This is a genomic window from Kribbella sp. HUAS MG21, from assembly GCF_040254265.1.
Classification (GTDB): Bacteria; Actinomycetota; Actinomycetes; order Propionibacteriales; family Kribbellaceae; genus Kribbella.
In genome coordinates this window covers 5,852,564-5,868,709 of the sequence record NZ_CP158165.1, presented here as the reverse complement: position 1 = coordinate 5,868,709, position 16,146 = coordinate 5,852,564, and the positions used below count along the sequence as shown (strand labels likewise).

17 protein-coding genes are annotated in these 16,146 nt (G+C 70.8%); 11 read left to right on the top strand and 6 right to left on the bottom strand.

Annotated elements, in window-relative coordinates:
* Positions 1 to 268 precede the first annotated feature (268 nt).
* Positions 269 to 913: an alpha-ketoglutarate-dependent dioxygenase AlkB gene (locus tag ABN611_RS28475; RefSeq protein WP_350275316.1), complete on the top strand. Its 645-nt coding sequence runs from the start codon at positions 269 to 271 to the stop codon at positions 911 to 913.
* Positions 914 to 960: 47 nt separating this feature from the next.
* Here ABN611_RS28475 and ABN611_RS28470 read toward each other — a convergent pair whose 3' ends face one another.
* On the bottom strand, positions 961 to 1,425 hold the full coding sequence (locus ABN611_RS28470; RefSeq protein ID WP_350275315.1) for a hypothetical protein: 465 nt from the start codon (positions 1,423 to 1,425) through the stop codon (positions 961 to 963).
* Between the two features lie 121 nt (positions 1,426 to 1,546).
* On the opposite strand from ABN611_RS28470, the gene ABN611_RS28465 reads away from it, so the two are divergent.
* The 3 genes from ABN611_RS28465 to ABN611_RS28455 all read left to right on the top strand — a co-directional run bounded on the left by ABN611_RS28465 (position 1,547) and on the right by ABN611_RS28455 (position 4,648).
* Positions 1,547 to 2,797 carry an MFS transporter gene (locus tag ABN611_RS28465; RefSeq protein ID WP_350275314.1) on the top strand — a complete coding sequence of 417 codons (1,251 nt, stop codon included), beginning with the start codon at positions 1,547 to 1,549 and terminating at the stop codon, positions 2,795 to 2,797.
* Positions 2,797 to 3,435 carry a pyridoxamine 5'-phosphate oxidase family protein gene (locus ABN611_RS28460; protein ID WP_350275313.1) on the top strand — a complete coding sequence of 213 codons (639 nt, stop codon included), beginning with the start codon at positions 2,797 to 2,799 and terminating at the stop codon, positions 3,433 to 3,435. Before ABN611_RS28465 ends, ABN611_RS28460 begins: the two co-directional genes overlap by 1 nt.
* 79 nt (positions 3,436 to 3,514) lie before the next feature.
* Entirely contained in the window at positions 3,515 to 4,648 is a 1,134-nt protein-coding gene (locus ABN611_RS28455; protein WP_350275312.1) for a sensor histidine kinase, read from the top strand.
* A gap of 50 nt (positions 4,649 to 4,698) precedes the next feature.
* On the opposite strand, the gene ABN611_RS28450 is transcribed toward ABN611_RS28455, so the two are convergent.
* Positions 4,699 to 5,910: an alpha-hydroxy acid oxidase gene (locus ABN611_RS28450; RefSeq protein WP_350275311.1), complete on the bottom strand. Its 1,212-nt coding sequence runs from the start codon at positions 5,908 to 5,910 to the stop codon at positions 4,699 to 4,701.
* Positions 5,911 to 5,983: 73 nt separating this feature from the next.
* Between ABN611_RS28450 and ABN611_RS28445 the strand changes: the two genes are divergently transcribed.
* A complete protein-coding gene (locus ABN611_RS28445; RefSeq protein WP_350275310.1) occupies positions 5,984 to 6,733 on the top strand; it encodes an FCD domain-containing protein in 750 nt (249 codons plus the stop codon).
* On the opposite strand, the gene ABN611_RS28440 is transcribed toward ABN611_RS28445, so the two are convergent.
* Positions 6,668 to 7,093 (bottom strand): DUF6069 family protein, encoded by a 426-nt coding sequence (locus tag ABN611_RS28440; RefSeq protein WP_350275309.1) that lies wholly within the window; start codon positions 7,091 to 7,093, stop codon positions 6,668 to 6,670. The genes ABN611_RS28445 and ABN611_RS28440 overlap by 66 nt on opposite strands.
* Positions 7,094 to 7,250: 157 nt before the next feature.
* Between ABN611_RS28440 and ABN611_RS28435 the strand changes: the two genes are divergently transcribed.
* The 6 genes from ABN611_RS28435 to ABN611_RS28410 all read left to right on the top strand — a co-directional run bounded on the left by ABN611_RS28435 (position 7,251) and on the right by ABN611_RS28410 (position 12,019).
* Positions 7,251 to 8,396, top strand: a complete 1,146-nt coding sequence (locus ABN611_RS28435) for a histidine kinase (RefSeq protein ID WP_350275308.1) — start codon at positions 7,251 to 7,253, stop codon at positions 8,394 to 8,396.
* A complete protein-coding gene (locus ABN611_RS28430) occupies positions 8,393 to 9,049 on the top strand; it encodes a response regulator transcription factor (protein ID WP_350275307.1) in 657 nt (218 codons plus the stop codon). Before ABN611_RS28435 ends, ABN611_RS28430 begins: the two co-directional genes overlap by 4 nt.
* Positions 9,050 to 9,059: 10 nt before the next feature.
* Positions 9,060 to 9,725 carry a response regulator transcription factor gene (locus tag ABN611_RS28425; RefSeq protein WP_350275306.1) on the top strand — a complete coding sequence of 222 codons (666 nt, stop codon included), beginning with the start codon at positions 9,060 to 9,062 and terminating at the stop codon, positions 9,723 to 9,725.
* Positions 9,726 to 9,758: 33 nt separating this feature from the next.
* Entirely contained in the window at positions 9,759 to 10,184 is a 426-nt protein-coding gene (locus ABN611_RS28420; protein ID WP_350275305.1) for a hypothetical protein, read from the top strand.
* A gap of 76 nt (positions 10,185 to 10,260) precedes the next feature.
* Positions 10,261 to 11,184 carry an ABC transporter ATP-binding protein gene (locus ABN611_RS28415; RefSeq protein WP_350275304.1) on the top strand — a complete coding sequence of 308 codons (924 nt, stop codon included), beginning with the start codon at positions 10,261 to 10,263 and terminating at the stop codon, positions 11,182 to 11,184.
* The gene (locus ABN611_RS28410) at positions 11,174 to 12,019 is read left to right on the top strand and encodes an ABC transporter permease subunit (RefSeq protein WP_350275303.1); all 846 of its coding nucleotides are present in this window, start codon (positions 11,174 to 11,176) and stop codon (positions 12,017 to 12,019) included. The genes ABN611_RS28415 and ABN611_RS28410 overlap by 11 nt, the downstream gene beginning before the upstream one ends.
* Here ABN611_RS28410 and ABN611_RS28405 read toward each other — a convergent pair.
* From ABN611_RS28405 to ABN611_RS28395, 3 genes are read right to left on the bottom strand one after another with little or no spacing between them, the layout of a single operon-like run.
* The gene (locus ABN611_RS28405; protein ID WP_350275302.1) at positions 12,012 to 13,280 is read right to left on the bottom strand and encodes a glycoside hydrolase family 125 protein; all 1,269 of its coding nucleotides are present in this window, start codon (positions 13,278 to 13,280) and stop codon (positions 12,012 to 12,014) included. The genes ABN611_RS28410 and ABN611_RS28405 overlap by 8 nt on opposite strands.
* 6 nt (positions 13,281 to 13,286) lie before the next feature.
* The gene (locus ABN611_RS28400; RefSeq protein WP_350275301.1) at positions 13,287 to 14,504 is read right to left on the bottom strand and encodes an ROK family transcriptional regulator; all 1,218 of its coding nucleotides are present in this window, start codon (positions 14,502 to 14,504) and stop codon (positions 13,287 to 13,289) included.
* Positions 14,497 to 16,113 carry a hypothetical protein gene (locus ABN611_RS28395; protein WP_350275300.1) on the bottom strand — a complete coding sequence of 539 codons (1,617 nt, stop codon included), beginning with the start codon at positions 16,111 to 16,113 and terminating at the stop codon, positions 14,497 to 14,499. Before ABN611_RS28395 ends, ABN611_RS28400 begins: the two co-directional genes overlap by 8 nt.
* Between the last annotated feature and the right edge of the window lie 33 nt (positions 16,114 to 16,146).

Sequence of the window (16,146 nt, the reverse complement as noted above, 5' to 3'; positions counted from 1 at the left end):
GTTGTGGCTCGGGGCGCCCTGGCGAGACCGCCTCTCACCCCTGCTACGAACACCTCTGCTCCGATCCGACACCGCGCCCGGAGCTCTTTCCAAAGACCTCAGGACCGCTGGTCCGGCGTGGAGGTCTCGGCAGTCTCATAAGCCTGGTAGGTACTCGTCGATCAGGGTTCGACCACGCCGTTGGTCTGGGGGCTCTTCACCAGAGGTTTGACTCCGTAGATACCAGGCGGCTGGAACATATGTTCGAATCTCCGGTACAGTGGCGGGCATGGGTGCTGATCTTCAGGGCTCGTTGCTGGATGCGTTTGCGGATCCGGCGTTGGGGTCGTTGGGTGGGCTGGCGCGGACCGAGTTGGGGCGCGGGGCCTGGGTTGACGTGCTGCCGGGGTGGTTGACGGGGGCGGACCAGGTGTATGAGCGGCTTGCGCGGGATGTGCCGTGGCAGGCGGAGCGGCGGCAGATGTACGACCGGGTGGTCGACGTACCGCGGTTGCTGTGCTTCTACGGGGAGAACGCCGACCTGCCGTTGCCGATCCTCGACGAGGCGCGGGATGCGTTGAGTGCTTACTACGCGGAGGAGTTGGGCGAGCCATTCCGGACCGCGGGACTGTGCTTCTACCGGGACGGCAAGGACAGCGTGGCGTGGCACGGTGACCGGATCGGCCGCGGGAACCACGAGGACACCATGGTCGCGATCCTCTCCGTCGGAGAGCCTCGGATGCTCGCTCTTCGCCCACGTCCCGGCGCGGCCGGCGGGCCTGTTGCCTCCACCATCCGCTACCCCCTCGGCCACGGCGACCTGATCGTGATGGGCGGCTCCTGCCAACGCACCTGGGAACACGCCATCCCCAAAGCCACCGGGCGCGTAGGCCCCCGAATCAGCATCCAGTTCCGCCCCCGCGGCGTCCGCTGACCCCACCCTCCCCGAACACACCCCTCAGCAGCCGGCTGGACGGGTGATCAGGCGGCGGTGGAGGTCGGGTGGGGTTGGTGGATGCCTTGTTTGGTGGCTATGTAGAAGCCGAGAAGGTTGATTTCGGCGGCTTCGCAGATGGTGTGGGCGGCTCTTGACCATTCGTTGTCCTGGGTGGGGAGGTGGGCGGGGCCTGGGCGCCCCAGGGCGAGGATCAGGGAGGTGCCTGGGGCTGTGCGGACGGCCGGGATGATCGGGTGCAGAGCGGTCTGGCAGAGCTCGGCGGGGGAGGGAACGGTGTGGGTAGACGCCTGCCGACGCAGCTCGACGGTGGGTGGGAGGTCGATGACTACCGTGGCTCGGTAGTGGGCGTCGGGGTCGCAGATGACGGCGGTGAGGGTGCCTCGGGTGCGGTCGCCGAGGCTGACCATCAGGTCTACGACGTCGGCGGTGCGCGCGGGGTCGGTGAGGGGCTGGTCGGTCCAGGTGGCGGGCAGGTTCTCGAAGCTCATGTCTGTAAAGATGCCGCGACTCCGACCGCCGGGCCTGGTTTTCCACAGGGCAAAGTGGCCCATGAGATCAAGGAGAGAATGGATCTCTCCAATGGGCCGCTGCGAACCTAGGCTCGACAGCATGAGACTTGGGCAGATGGTTCCGCCGGCCGGGGCGCCGCGGAAGCTGGCGATGGCGCAGTTCGCGAACTCGGTCGGTGACGGGGCGTTCGTCGTCACCTCGGCGTTGTTCTTCACCCGCGTGGTCGGGCTGTCGACGGCGGAGGTCGGCCTCGGGCTGACGATCGCCTGGCTGTTGGGATTCGTGGCCGGTGTCCCGCTGGGCAACCTCGCCGACCGCCACGGCGCACGCGGCGCGGCCGTCCTGCTCGCCCTGACCACCGCGGCGTCGGTCGCCTCGTTCCTGGTCGTCAGGAGTTTCGCCGGCTTCCTGATCGCCGCGATCGTCTACGCCTGCAGCCAGACTGGGCTCACGGCGGCGCGTCAGGCACTCCTGGCCGGGCTCGTCCCACCGGCAGAGCGAACCAGGATCCGCGCGTTCCTGCAGTCCACCGTCAACGCGGGCCTCGCGATCGGCGCGCTGCTCGGCGGCGTCGCGCTCCGCTTCGACAGCACCGCGGCGTACCTGATCGTCTTCGCGATCGACGCGCTCAGCTTCCTGGTCGCGGCCGCCCTCATCCACCGCGTCCCGCCGGTAGCGGTCAGCGTCCGCAGCGCAGGTGAGCCGAGGCTCGCAGTACTGCGTGATCGCCCGTACGCCGTCCTCGCGCTGATCAACGCCGTCATGCTGCTCTTCATGCCGCTGATCAGCCTGATCGGCCCGCTGTGGATCGTCACCCGCACCGACGCGCCGAGCTGGGTCGTCGCCTCGCTGATGATCGTGAACACGCTCGGCGTCACGCTCTTCCAGGTCCGGATCGCCCATGCCGTCAAGGATCTGCCCACCGCCGCCCGTTCGGTCCGGTACGCCGGAATCGCGATGCTCGCCGCCTGCGCCGTGTTCGCCACCACCGCCGCCGACCTGAGCCCGGCCCTCGCGGCCGCCGCGCTGGTCCTCGCTGCCGCACTCCTCACCCTCGGCGAGATGAAGCTGGCGTCCGGCGCCTGGGAGATCAGCTTCGGCCTCGCCCCCGCCGACAAGCAGGGGCAGTACCAGGGCTTCTTCGGCACCGGCCCCGCGATCGCCCGGATGCTCGGCCCCGCACTGCTCACCACGGTCGTTCTCGGCTGGGGCCCGATCGGCTGGATCGTGGTCGGAGCCCTGTTCCTGGGGACCAGTTGCGCGACTGGTCCCGCCGTACGATGGGCAGCGCGGACGAGGGCCGTCAACGAGGACGCCACGCCGTCGCTGGTAGAGGAGAACGCCGCCTGATGGAGATCCCCGGACTGGTCGAGGTCACGACGTACGACGAACTGCGCGAGATCGTCCCGCAACCGCTGGCCGCCGCGGCCGGCAAGGCCCGCAAGGAGCTGCACGACCTGGACCGGGAGTGGCTGGCGGCCTCGCCGTTCTGCCTGATCGCCACCTCCGCGGCCGACGGTACGTGCGACGTCTCCCCCAAGGGCGACCCGGCCGGGTTCACCAAGGTCTTCGACAGCACCACGATCGCCATCCCGGAGCGGGCCGGCAACCGGCGCGTCGACGGGTTCACCAACATCCTCTCCAATCCGCACGTCGGGCTGATCTACTTCCTGCCCGGCCGCGGCGACACACTGCGGATCAACGGCCGCGCCCGGATCGTCCGCGACGCGCCGTTCTTCGACGAGATGGTCGTGAAGGGCAACCGCCCGCAGCTCGCGCTGCTCGTCGAGATCGAGGAGATCTTCCACCACTGCTCGAAGGCGTTCCTGCGCTCGAAGCTGTGGAAGCCCGAGACCTGGCAGCCGGACGCGGTCGCGCCGCGGGCGCGGATCGCGCAGGCGCTGGAGCGCCCGGACGACGACCTCGCGACGCTGGAGGAGTACTACGGCCCGGCGTACGAGGAGAAGATCTACAAGGTCAAGTACTGAGCTACCGCGGCGGGCGCAGGCCGGAGTACTCCGTGGCGACGATGACACCCGCCCCGCGCGCCCTCTACGGTTTCGTACTGTGAGCACGACTGAGCAGAGCCCGACGTACGGGGCGCGCATCCGGCGCGCCCTGCTGCCGTTGCTCGTGACCGCGTTCACCGTGTTCGGGACGTTCGGCGCCTCCCGCGGTCAGGTGGACCGCAACGAGCCGGACGTGCTCATGGTCGTGCTGCTGCTGGTCGCCGGCCTGTCCCTCTACTGGCTGCGGACGCGGACGATCCCGGCGCTGTGGGCAACGATCGTCTCGACGCTGGCCTACATGCTCCTCGAGTACCCGTGGGGCCCGGTCGTCATCCCGTTCGTGATCGCGGTCTTCAGCACGATCCGCTTCGGCCACCGCCTGGCGGGCTGGGTCGGCCTGGTCACCTTGTACGTCGGGCATGTCGGCGGACGGCTGCTCCTGGGGATCAACGAGCAGGGTGTGTACCAGGTGGTCATCGTCGGCACCTGCTTCACCGTCCTCGGGTTCCTCGCCGAACTCTTCCGCGCGCACCGCGACCGGGTGATGGCCGCCGCGCGCACCCGGAAGGAAGAGGAGCTCCGCCGCGCCGGCGAGGAACGCCTGCGGATCGCCCAGGAACTGCACGACGTCGTCGCGCACCACATCTCCCTGATCAACGTCCAGGCCTCCACCGCGCTGCACCTGGTCGATCGGCAGCCGGAGCAGGCCGCCCCGGCGCTGTCCGCGATCAAGGACGCCAGCAAGGAAGCCCTGGTGGAGCTCCGCTCGATCGTCGGCGTACTGCGGCAGTCCGACGAGTCGGCGCCCCGCCAGCCGGTCGCCGGGCTCGACCACCTGGACCACCTGGTCAGCCGGACGTCACGGGCCGGCCTGGAGGTGCACAAGCTCGTCCACGGCGACCCGCGCCCGCTCCCGGCGGGGCTGGACCGCGCGGCGTTCCGCATCGTCCAGGAGTCGCTGACGAACGTCGTACGGCACGCGCGGGCGACGTCGGCGACGGTCCGGATCCAGTACGGCGAGCAGACGCTGGTGCTGCAGATCGACGACAACGGGGAATCGCTGACCGGACCGCCGCAGGAAGGGAACGGGATCTCCGGGATGCGCGAGCGCGCGACAGCCCTCGGCGGCACGCTGACCGCGAACCGCACCCCCACCGGCGGCCTGCGGATCACGGCGACCCTGCCGCTGTAGGTTTCCTGTGAATCCCGGCCCCGGCCCGGCCGCGGTGTACGGCGACGAGATCAGGGCAGGCGGACGTGGGACGGGTTGAGGTCGGCCACGCTGGAGACGCCGAGTAGCGCCATCGTCCGGCGCACCTCCTTGGTGAGGATCTCCGCCGCGCGAGCCACGCCGCGCCGGCCGCCGGCCATCAGGCCGTACAGGTACGCGCGGCCGACCAGGCAGGCGTCGGCGCCGAGCGCGATCGACGCGACGATGTCCGCGCCGGACATGATGCCGGTGTCGAGGTAGATCTCGGCGTCGCTGCCGATCGCCTTGCGGACGTCCGGGAGGATGCGCAGCGGTGTCGGCGCGCGGTCCAGCTGGCGGCCGCCGTGGTTCGACAGCACGATCGCGTCCGCGCCGGCGTCGACCACCCGGCGGGCGTCCTCGACGGTCTGGATGCCCTTCACGATCAGCGGACCGTCCCAGATCGAGCGCAGCCAGTTGAAGTCGTCGATCGTCATCGTCGGGTCGAACAGCTTGTCCAGCAGCTCGGCGACGGTGCCGTCCCAGCTGGACAGCGAGGCGAACGTCAGCGGCCGGGTGGTGAGCAGGTTCGCCCACCAGGCCGGGTGCAGCGAGGCGTCGAGGACGGTCTTCGCGGTCAGCGACGGCGGGATCGTGAAGCCGTTGCGGACGTCGCGGAGCCGGGCGCCGGCGACCGGGACGTCGACGGTCAGCATCAGCGCCTCGTACCCGGCGGCGGCCGAGCGCTTCACCAGGTCCTCGCCCGCGTCGCGGTCCTTCCAGACGTACAGCTGGAACCACTTGCGCGCGTTCGGCGCCGCGGCCGCGACGTCCTCGATCGACGTGGTACCCATCGTCGACAGCGCGTACGGGATGCCGATGTCCTCGGCGACCTTGACGACCGCGCTCTCGCCCTCGTGGTTCATCATCCGGGTGAACCCGGTCGGCGCGAACGCGAACGGCAACTCCGAGCGGCCGCCGAGGATCGACGTCCCGAGGTCGAGGTCGGAGACGTCGCGCAGGATCGACGGCTGCAGCTCCAGCTCGGCGAACAGCCGCCGGGACCGGCGCAGGCTGATCTCGGCCTCCGCGGCGCCGTCGGTGTAGTCGAACACCGAGCGCGGCGTCCGGCGCTTCGCGATCGCCCGGAGGTCCGCGATGGTCAGCGCCTTCTCCAGCCGCCGCTCGGTCGGGTTCACCGTGATCGGCTTCGGCCGCAGCAGCGGCTTCAGCTCGGACCATTTGGGCATCTGGCGGTCGGTCATCACATCTCCCGGGTGATTCTGTGGTCGGACCACACCCTACCCTGTGGTCCGACCACACGGGTAGGGTGTCCACGTGAAGAACTACGAGCTGGTCCTGCATCGGGTCGAGGCCGACCTGGCGGCGGGGCGGCTGCGGATCGGCGGCCGGCTTCCCGGGGAGCGGGTGCTCGCGGAGCAGCTCGGGATCAGCCGGCCATCGGTGCGCGAGGCGGTCCGGGTGCTCGAGGCGATGGGCGTGGTGCGGACCGCGACCGGGTCCGGGCCCGAGGCGGGCGCGGTGATCGTGGCGGAGCCGGTGTCGCCGCTGACCGCCGTACTGCGGTTGCACCTGGCAACCAACCACCTGCCGATGGCGGACGTCGTCCAGACCCGGCTGCTGCTGGAATCGTGGTCAGCGCGGGAGGCGGCGGGGCGGGAGCTCGGTGCGGACGAGCTCGAGGTCGCCGAGGGACTGCTGGACCGGATGGAAGACGTCGGGTTGACGCCTGAGGAGTTCCATCAGTTCGACGCGGAGTTCCATGTGGCGCTGTCCGGGCTCGCGGGGAACGTGCTGATCGCGGCGGTGATGGCGTCGCTGCGGTCGGCGATCCACGGCTACGTGCTGGCCGCCGTACCGAACCTGCCGGACTGGGAGGCCACGGCGGTCGGGCTCCGGGCGGAGCACCGGGCGATCCTGGCGGCAGTGCGCGAACGCGAGCCCGAGCGCGCGGCCGAGCTGGTGACCGCACACATCCGCGGCTTCTACCAGGCGGCACAGCTAGCCCCGTTCGGCGGTACGACGCAGCCCGAGCACGACGACGGCGCCGACCACCAGGTGCAGTGACGCAAGCCCGAGCTTGGCACCGGCACCGATCCCGTTGATCAACGGACTCCCGAGCGACAGCACGCAGACCAGACTCGCGACCAGAGTCCAGATCGCCCGGGCACGCGCCGTACGCCGCTCCAAGATCGCCAACAGCCCCCACCCGGCAAGACTCACCCCGACCGTCGACAACACCACAGCAACCGCCCCGACATGCTGAGTCGCGCCACCCTGCCGAGCTACCAACACGACACCGCCAACCGGCGAAAGCACCACCCAATCAGCCAGCGCTGCGAGTGCCGCGACTCCGACGACCGCGAGGCGGCTCCGGCGCGAGAGCGGCGTGGCGAACTGCTGCGTTGTCTGCGTGGGCGATGTCATCGGATTCCTCCAGAGGCTGGGGTTGGTGGACTCCACAGTCGCTGGACAGTCGCCGGCTGGGCATCGGTCGCGGGGCTGGTTGGTGGGGGCCGGAAGTTCGTGGGGGGTTCTACTTTGGTCGGTGGTGGGGTGGGTGGAGGCGGCTTAGGGTCGGGGTATGGAGGAGGTTTGCGGGGCGCGGAAGCCGGCGTGGGTGGTCGAGGCGGCCGCGGTCGGTGTGTTTGCGGTGTTCGTGGCGATGACGATCGTGGGGCGGTTGTCGGATCCGGAGCATCGTGGGCTTCTGGTGTTGGACCTTGCAGTCGGGGTGGTCGCCGTCGCGGTGGTTCCGGTGGTGTTTCGACGGCCGGTCGTGGGCGCGGTGACCCTGGCTGTGCTCGCGGTGCTGTCGCCTGCGGCCACGCCGCCGTCGACCGTGGGTACCCTGATCGTTGCGTCGCGGCGGCCGTTGCCGATCGCGTTGATGGTGGCCGGCGCGGGGACCGTCGCCCATCTGATTCAGGGCCTCTGGCAACCGATTCACGGGCTGCCGTTCCTCTGGTTCGCCGTACTGGATGTCGTCGTCCACGCCGCGTTGCTCGGCTGGGGTCAGGGCGCGCAGGCCCGTCGGCAGCTGCTCGAGTCGCTCCGGGAACGCGCCCGCAGAGCCGAGGCCGAGCAGGGGCGGCGGATCGCCGAGGCGCGCACGCTCGAGCGCACCAAGATGGCGCGGGAGATGCACGACGTACTCGCCCATCGCCTCTCGCTGCTCGCGACGTACGCCGGTGCGCTCGAGTACCGCCCCGACTCGTCGCCGGAGAAGCTCGCGAAGGCGGCCGGCGTGATCCGTACCGGCGTACACCAGGCCCTCGACGAGCTCCGCGAGGTCATCAACGTGCTCCGCGACGAGGACGTGTACGAAGGCCGCCCGCAGCCCACCTTCGCCGACCTCCGCGCTCTGGTCGACGAGTCCCGCGAAGCCGGTACGGCGATCACGTACGACGACCACGTCGCGGACCCCGCTTCGTTGCCACCGGCAACCGGCCGGACGGCGTACCGCATCGTGCAGGAGGGTCTCACCAACGCCCGCAAGCACGCCGCCGGCCGCCCCGTGACCCTGACGCTCACCGGACGCCCCGGTGACGGGCTGCGGATCGAGCTCACGAATCCGGCCACGCACCACGGCGCGCCCCTGACCCCCGGCAGCGGCACCGGCCTCGTCGGACTGACCGAACGCGTGCAGCTCGCCGGCGGCACGCTCGACCACGGGCGGGTGCCCGGTGGCGGTTTCCGGCTCGAGGCCTCGCTACCGTGGCCCGCATGAGCGAGACGCCGATCCGGGTCCTGGTGGTGGACGACGACGCGTTGGTCCGGGCCAGCCTGGAGATGATGCTCGACGGCGCGCACGGGATCTCGGTCGTGGGCCAGGCCGCCGACGGCGACGAAGTACCGGCCGCCGTCGACGCGCACTTCCCGGACATCGTGCTGATGGATCTCCGGATGCCCCGCGTCGACGGCATCGTCGCGACCCGCCGGGTCCGCGCAAGGAACAATCCGCCGGAGGTCGTCGTCCTCACCACCTTCGACACCGACGAGAACGTGCTGCACGCGCTGCGCGCCGGAGCCAGCGGGTTCCTGCTGAAGGACACTCCCCCGGCCCAGATCGTCGACGCCGTCCGGCGGGTCGCCGCCGGTGACCCGATCCTCTCACCGGCGATCACCCGGCGGCTGATGGACCGCGCCGCCACCCAGGCCGACGCGCACACGATCGCCCAGGAGAAGTTGCGGCGGCTGTCGCCGCGGGAGTACGACGTGATGCTCGCCGTCGCCCAGGGCAAGCCGAACGCGCAGATCGCCGCCGAGCTGTTCATGAGCCTGGCGACCGTCAAGGCGCACATCTCGCACATCCTCACGAAGCTGGAGCTCGGCAACCGGACGCAGGTCGCGCTGCTCGCGCACGACGCCGGGCTCGCATAAGCTCCAGCGCATGATTCGGGTGCTGCTGGCGGATGATCAGGCGTTGGTGCGGGCCGGGTTCCGGTCGTTGCTGAACGCCGAGGACGACATCACGGTCGTCGGCGAGGTGTCCGACGGCGCCGAGGCGGTCGTCGTGGCGCGCCGCGAGAAGCCGGACGTCGTGCTGATGGACATCCGGATGCCCGGCACCGACGGCCTGGAGGCGACCCGGCAGATCGGCGCGGATCCCGAGCTGGCCGACGTGCACGTGGTGATCCTGACGACGTTCGACCTGGACGAGTACGTGTTCGAGGCGCTGCGCGTCGGCGCCAGCGGGTTCCTGGTGAAGGACACCGAGCCGGTCGAGCTGCTGCAGGCGGTCCGGGTGGTCGCGCGCGGCGACGCGCTGCTGTCGCCGGGAGTGACGCGGCGGCTGGTCGCGGAGTTCGCGTCCCGGTCGCGGCAACCGCACGCGAGCAAGGAGCTCGACGTCCTCACCGAACGCGAGAAGGAGATCGTCGCGCTGGTCGGCGAGGGCCTGTCGAACGACGAGATCGCCGAGCGGCTCGTGCTGAGCCCGGCGACCGCGAAGACGCACGTCAGCCGCGCGATGATCAAGCTCGGCGTCCGCGACCGCGCGCAGCTGGTGGTCGTCGCCTACCAGACCGGCCTGGTCCGCCCCGGCTGGCTGGGTTGACCTTCCAGTCACTGGAAGCGCGAGGGTGATCGCATGATGAACCTCGCCGAAATCACCGCCGCCGTCGAGCTCGGGCGCACAGGGGACCGTGCTGGCGCCCGCACGCAATTGACCGCGCTGTGGGACAGCATCGACGACCGGGCGACCCGGTGCGTGATCGCGCACTTCCTGGCGGATGTCCAGGACGAGACCGAGGACGAGTTGGCCTGGGACCTCCGGGCGATGGAACTCGTGTCGGACGACCAGTGGCTGCCGTCGCTGCATCTCAGCCTCGCCGACGACTACCGCCGGCTGCACCAGCCGGAGCGAGCGGCCGAGCACCTGGAGGCCGCGCGACCGCACCTCGCGAACCTCCCCGAGGGTGAGTACGGCGACGTGATCAGGAGCGGTTTCGAGCACGTGGCGGACGCGCTCGCGGCCGGGAGTGTGCAACGGCTGGAGTCCAACCCGAGCAGCTGAGTACTCCGCCGGGGGTAGGCCCGTTCACTCCCTGCGGGCGACGCGGCGGACCCGTCCCGACCGGCACCCTCGAGGTATGGATGCGCTAGTCGAGGTCAGTGGGCTGACGAAGAGGTACGGCGACACTCTCGCGGTGGACGGTGTCGATCTGACGGTGCTGCCGGGTGAGGTCTACGGGTTCCTGGGGCCGAACGGCGCGGGCAAGACGACCACGCTGCGGATCCTCACCGGGCTGATCGCGCCGACGAGCGGCACCGTACAGGTGCTCGGCGGCCGTCCGGGTGAGGCCGGCGTACTGGGCAGGACGGGGTCGATGATCGAGTCGCCCGCGTTCTACCCGTACCTGTCCGGCCTCGACAACCTCCGGCTGCTGGCCGAGTACGCCGCCGTGTCGCGACAGCGGATCGACGAGGTGCTCGAGCTGGTCGACCTCGCCGATCGCGCGAGGGACCGGTTCTCGACGTACTCGCTGGGGATGAAGCAACGGCTCGGGGTCGCCGCGGCGCTGCTCAAGGACCCGGAGTTGGTGATTCTCGACGAACCGACGAACGGGCTCGACCCGGCCGGGATGCGCGACATGCGCCGGCTGATCCGCGAGCTCGGCAGCGGCGGCCGGACCGTGCTGCTGTCCAGCCACCTGCTCGGCGAGGTCCAGCAGATCTGCGACCGGGTCGGCATCATCAACGCCGGCCGGATGGTTGCCGAGCACAACGTCGAGAAGCTCCGCGGCGAGCAGGAACTCGTCGTCCGCGCCACCCCGCGCGACGACGCGCACAAGCTGCTGGCCCGCTTCGGCACCGTCCATCAGTACGACGACACGCTCCGGGTGCAGGTGGATCCGGCGCGGGCCGCCGAGGTGAACCGGACGCTCGTCGAGGCCGGCATCGAGGTCTCCGAGCTGCACACGACCGAACGCGCCCTCGAGGACATCTTCTTCGAGCTGACCGCGGAACTGACCACCGACCTCAGCACCGGGGAGGAGAAGGCCGATGTTGGGTAGCTACCGAGCCGAACTGCTCAAGCTCCGGAAGCGCTCCGCCGTCTGGGTCCTGTTCGGCGCCGGGCTGGTGCTGAGCCTGATCTTCGGGTACCTGTTGCCGTACCTCGGCTACGCCACCGGAGACGAGAACCCGCAGACCGACGGCATCCCGCGCGCCGAGGTCCTCCGCGGCATGCTGCCCGAACGCGTCGTCGACAACACGATCGGCGGCTACCCGATCTTCGCCGGCGCGCTCGCGCTGGTGCTCGGCGCGATCGTGATCGGCGGCGAGTACACCTGGGGCACGCTGAAGACCGTCCTCACCCAGCGCCCGCGGCGGCTGACGATCCTCGGCGCCCAGTTCCTCGCGCTCGGCACGATGATCGCGCTCTGGGTGCTCGGGATCTTCGCCGCCTGCGCGCTCTGCAGCATCGGCATCGCCGCCGCGGAGGACGGCCCGGCGAACTGGCCGGGCGCCGGCGATCTCGCGCAGGGCCTGGCGGGCGGCTGGCTGGTCCTGATGACGTGGTGCCTGGCCGGTGCCGTCCTGGCCGTTGCCTTCCGCAACGTCGCGCTGCCGATCGGGCTCGGCGTCGTCTGGATCCTCGGGATCGAGACGCTGCTGGCCGGCGTCGTGAGCAGCCTGCTGCCGAGCCTGGACTGGCTCTCCGACGCGCTGCCCGGCACGAACGCCGGCTCGCTCGTCTTCAGCGTGACCGGGATGGCCGCCGCCGACGCGCCACCCGGCGTGCGGGACGCGGTCGGCGGCGGACGGGCCCTGCTGACGTTGATCGGCTACTGCGCGGTGTTCGCCGTCCTCGCGGCGTGGACCACGCGACGCCGCGATGTCACCTGATCCCGGCGTGCACCAGCGCGAGCTCGCAGAACATCGCGTTCGCCCAGGAGAACCACTCACGGGTGTACTTGCGCGGATCGTCGACGTCGAAGCCTTCGTGCATCTGCCCGGTTCCGCCCGTGGTGTCGCGGAGGAGTTCCAGCAACTGCTGGCGCTCCTCCGCCGATGTGCTCGAGATGCCCTGGACCGCGAGCGCGATGTGCCAGATGTACCGCGGCGGCGTGTGCGGGCTGCCGATGCCGGCGGCCGCCGTTCCGCTGTAGTAGTACGGGTTGTCCGGGCTGAGCAGCAGCGCGCGCGTCGCGAGGTACGTCGGGTCGTCCGGGGCGGCGTACCCCGTGAGCGGGATCGAGAGCAGGCTCGGCATGTTCGCGTCGTCCATCAGCAACGACTCCCCCAGCCCGTCGACCTCGTACGCGTAGACGCGGCCGTGGACCGGGTGGTCCACCGTGCCGAACGACGCGATGCCCTCGTCGATCTCGGCCTTCAGCGCCTTCGCGCGCTCGGCCAGCGGCGCGTCCCGCAGTACCTCGGTGGCGATCTCCTGCAGGTAGCCGAGCACCACCGAGGCGAACATGTTGCCGGGCACGTTGAAGCCCAGCTCCGTCGCGTCGTCGCTCGGCCGGAACGCGCTCCACGACATCCCGGTCGGCCGGGTCAGCCGCCCGCGGCCCTCGCGGACCAGGGTGTCCGAGGGCCGGTCGTCATGACGCTGGAAGCGGTACGGCGACCGCGCCTCGTGGTCCTGCTCGACGGTCCACAGCTCCACGATCGCCTCGGCCGCGGCCCGGAACCGGTCGTCGATGACGTCCGCGCGGCCGGTGATCCGCCACAGCCGGTACGCCAGCTCCAGCGGGAAGCACAACGAGTCGATCTCGTACTTGCGCTCCCACACCCACGGCGACATCTCGGTCTCGTCGGTGACGTGACCCGCGCCGTTCGGCTCCTTGTTGAACGCGTTCGCGTACGGGTCCAGGACGACGTACTCGAGCTGCCGGTGCAGGACGCCGACCAGGATGTCCTGCAGGCCCGGATCCTCCTTGCACAGCAGCAGGTACGGGCGCAGCTGGGCGGCCGAGTCGCGCAGCCACATCGCCGGGATGTCGCCGGTGAGCACGAACGTCGTCCCGTCCGGCAGCCGCTCGGCGACCGCGGGCAGGTTCTCGGCCATCGAGCGCCGGAACATCTCCGCGATCACGTCGTCGCCGGTGGCGCGCTGCACGGCCGCCGTGGCGCGGGCGAGGACCTCGGGGTCGATCATGAACAACTACCTTTCACCGACGAGTGAGGGGTTGGGTGAGAACGTGGTGTCGAGGATCAGGCTCGCGGCGCCCATCGCGCCGACGTCCGAGCCGAGCGCCGTACCGGTGACCTCGAACGGGTGCACTGCCTGGAGCAGGAACCGTCCGGCCAGCGCGTCCCGGACGGCGTCGCCGAGGACCGGGGCGAGCGGCTCCCAATGCGGGCCGCCGAAGACGACCCGGTCCAGGTCGAGCAGGTTCGCGATGTCCTCGACCACCTTGGCGATCCGGTCGGCCAGCCGTACGACGATCCCGCGCGCGGCCGGGGCGCCGCCCGCCGCGAGCGCGCACAGCCGGACGAACGCCTCCTCGACGGCCGGCCGGTCGTCGAGGTCGATGCCTGCGGCAAGTACTCCGGCCGCGACCGCCTGCTGGACCAGGTAGCGCGGCTGGCTGGACTCGCCAACGCAACCGCGGCGGCCGCAGTAGCAGACCGGGCCGTCCGGATCGACGATCACGTGACCGATCTCGCCGACGTTGCTGGACGAGCCGCGGATCACCTCGTCGCCGACCACCAGCCCGGCGCCGACGCCGGTGCCGAGGTAGAAGAACACGAAGCTGCCGCCCTGACCGGCCCACTTCTCCGCGGCGGCCGCGGCGGTCACGTCCTTGTCCATCACGACCGGCAGCCCGGTCCGCTCGCCCAGCGCGTCACGGAGCGGGACCAGGTGCCAGGTGGACAGGTTCGGCGGGTCGACGACCACACCGCGCTCGACATCGATCGGCCCGGGCGCCGCGATCCCGACGCCGGTGACGCGGTCGCGGGCCGCGCCGGCCTCGGCGATCACTTCCTCGATGGTCTTCGCGATGCCGTCGATCAGCAGGTCGGGGTCGTCGGCGTACTGGTCGACCGGCCGCCGGGCGACCATCTCGCCGGTGAGGTCGAGCAGGACGACCGTGACGACGGACGGGTCCAGGTGGACGCCGACGGAGTACCGGCCGGTGGGTTCGAGTTCGAGCAGGGTCCGCGGTTTGCCGAGACCGGCGCCGCGCAACCGGCCCGCCTCGCGGACCAGGCCCGCCTCCAGCAGGCGGCGGACGATGTTCGAGATCGCCTGGCCGGACAGACCGGTGACCTCGGCGAGTTCCACCCGGCTGAGCTGGTCGGAGCGGCGGATCGCATCGAGGACGACCGCGTCGTTGAACCCTCCGACGCGATCGAGATTCGTCCCCCGTCTAGCCATTCGGGTCGGCACCCCACGGCTGGGACCAGTCGTAGCGGAGCGTCTCGCCGGAGGCCCGCCAGGTAGTGGGTGTGGTGTTCACCAGCCAGTCGGCCGGCTCGATCCCGCCCGGCGTACCGCCGTCGAGCGCGAGCCGGATCCCGTCCCGGAGCGCACGGTCCGTGCGGTCGGTCCGCGCGGCCGGATCGATCGACAGGAACAGCGCCGTACCGGACCGCGCGACCAGGTCGAGGAACCGCTCGTTGAGCTCCCACGGTGTCTGCGGGGTGCAGGGCACGCAGTCGGCGTCGACGGTGAAGAACCGGTTGTGCTGCGACAGCCGGAACGCCAGCGTGTTGACGCCCATCTTCCGGGTCCGCTCCCAGTCCCGGCCGGAGGTGTCGTCACCGGTCCGCTGGACGTCGACCAGCCCGGCGGCGAGGTGGCCGACCGTGTTGCAGCCGATCAGTACGACGCCGTCCGCCGCGGCCCGGATCTCGCGGTAGAACGCCAGCACGATCTCCGCCGTGGTCCGCGACGGGTCGTGGAACTGCCAGCCGTCGTCGGTCAGCCGCGACCCCATCGCGGGCCCGAACCCGCCGAACACGTCGTACGTGCTGAAGTCGTGCTTGACCAGCTCGAAACCCCACTCCTTGAACCGCCGCAGGTCCGCGCGGACGCCGTCGAGCACCTCGGGGTACGACGGGTCGAGCGCGCGGCCCGGCTTGTCGTGCGGGCCGTTGGACGCCCGCGGTCCGGGCTCGCGTACCAGCAGCGGGCGGAACCACAGCCCGGGGCGCGCACCGATCGCCTTGATCGCGGCCGCCGTACCGGCCAGGTCGTCGAAGACGCCGGGCGTGCCGCGGTCCCAGGGGCCGCCGGAGGCGATGCCGCCCGGGTACCAGCCGTCGTCGACGACGCTGAACGGCTTCACCGGGTGGCCGTCGGCGAGCTCGACGATCGTGGCCGCGTCCTGGAGGACGGCCTTCTCGTCGAAGTTCTCGCCGTACGCGTAGTACCAGTTGTTCGCGCCGACTACAGGTCCGGCTACAGGTCCGGCTACAGGTCCGGCTACAGGCCCGGTTATCGGCGCGGGCTCAGGTCGCGCCGATAACCGGGGGCTCAGGGAGGCGACCGCTGCGTTCAGGGTCTGCCACGGGGTACCCGCGTCCTCGAATCGTCGCACGACCGCCGCTGTCAGCGTACGACCGTCCAAAAGTGTGGGACCGCCGCCGTTGCGCAGGTCGAGCCAGAGCGTGAAGCCCTCGCCGTCGACGGTCCACGCGCAGAACGCGTTCGGCTGGACGTCGACACCGGCGCCGGTCGTGGCGCCCGTCCGCGGGTCGTGGGCCAGGAAGTACCACGGCAGCAGCCGCTCGGGTTGCTGGTGCCGCCACTGCAGGTCGCCGTACGAACGCTCCCAGGCGTCCCCGAGGATCAGCGCCTCGGCCGGGAGCTTCTCCGCCCAGCGCAGCGCCACCCGGGAGACCCGCGCCGCGGTCACCTCGACGGCGCCGTCGTGCCACCCGATCGTGGCGCCGGCGGCCGACCAGGTCCCGCCGGAACGGGTCGCCGTACTCAGTCCGTCCGAGGGGTCGGCCTGGACGAAGACAGCGCTCGGTTCTCTCACCTGACTCCCTCGGGGTTAATTTCCCCAGGGACT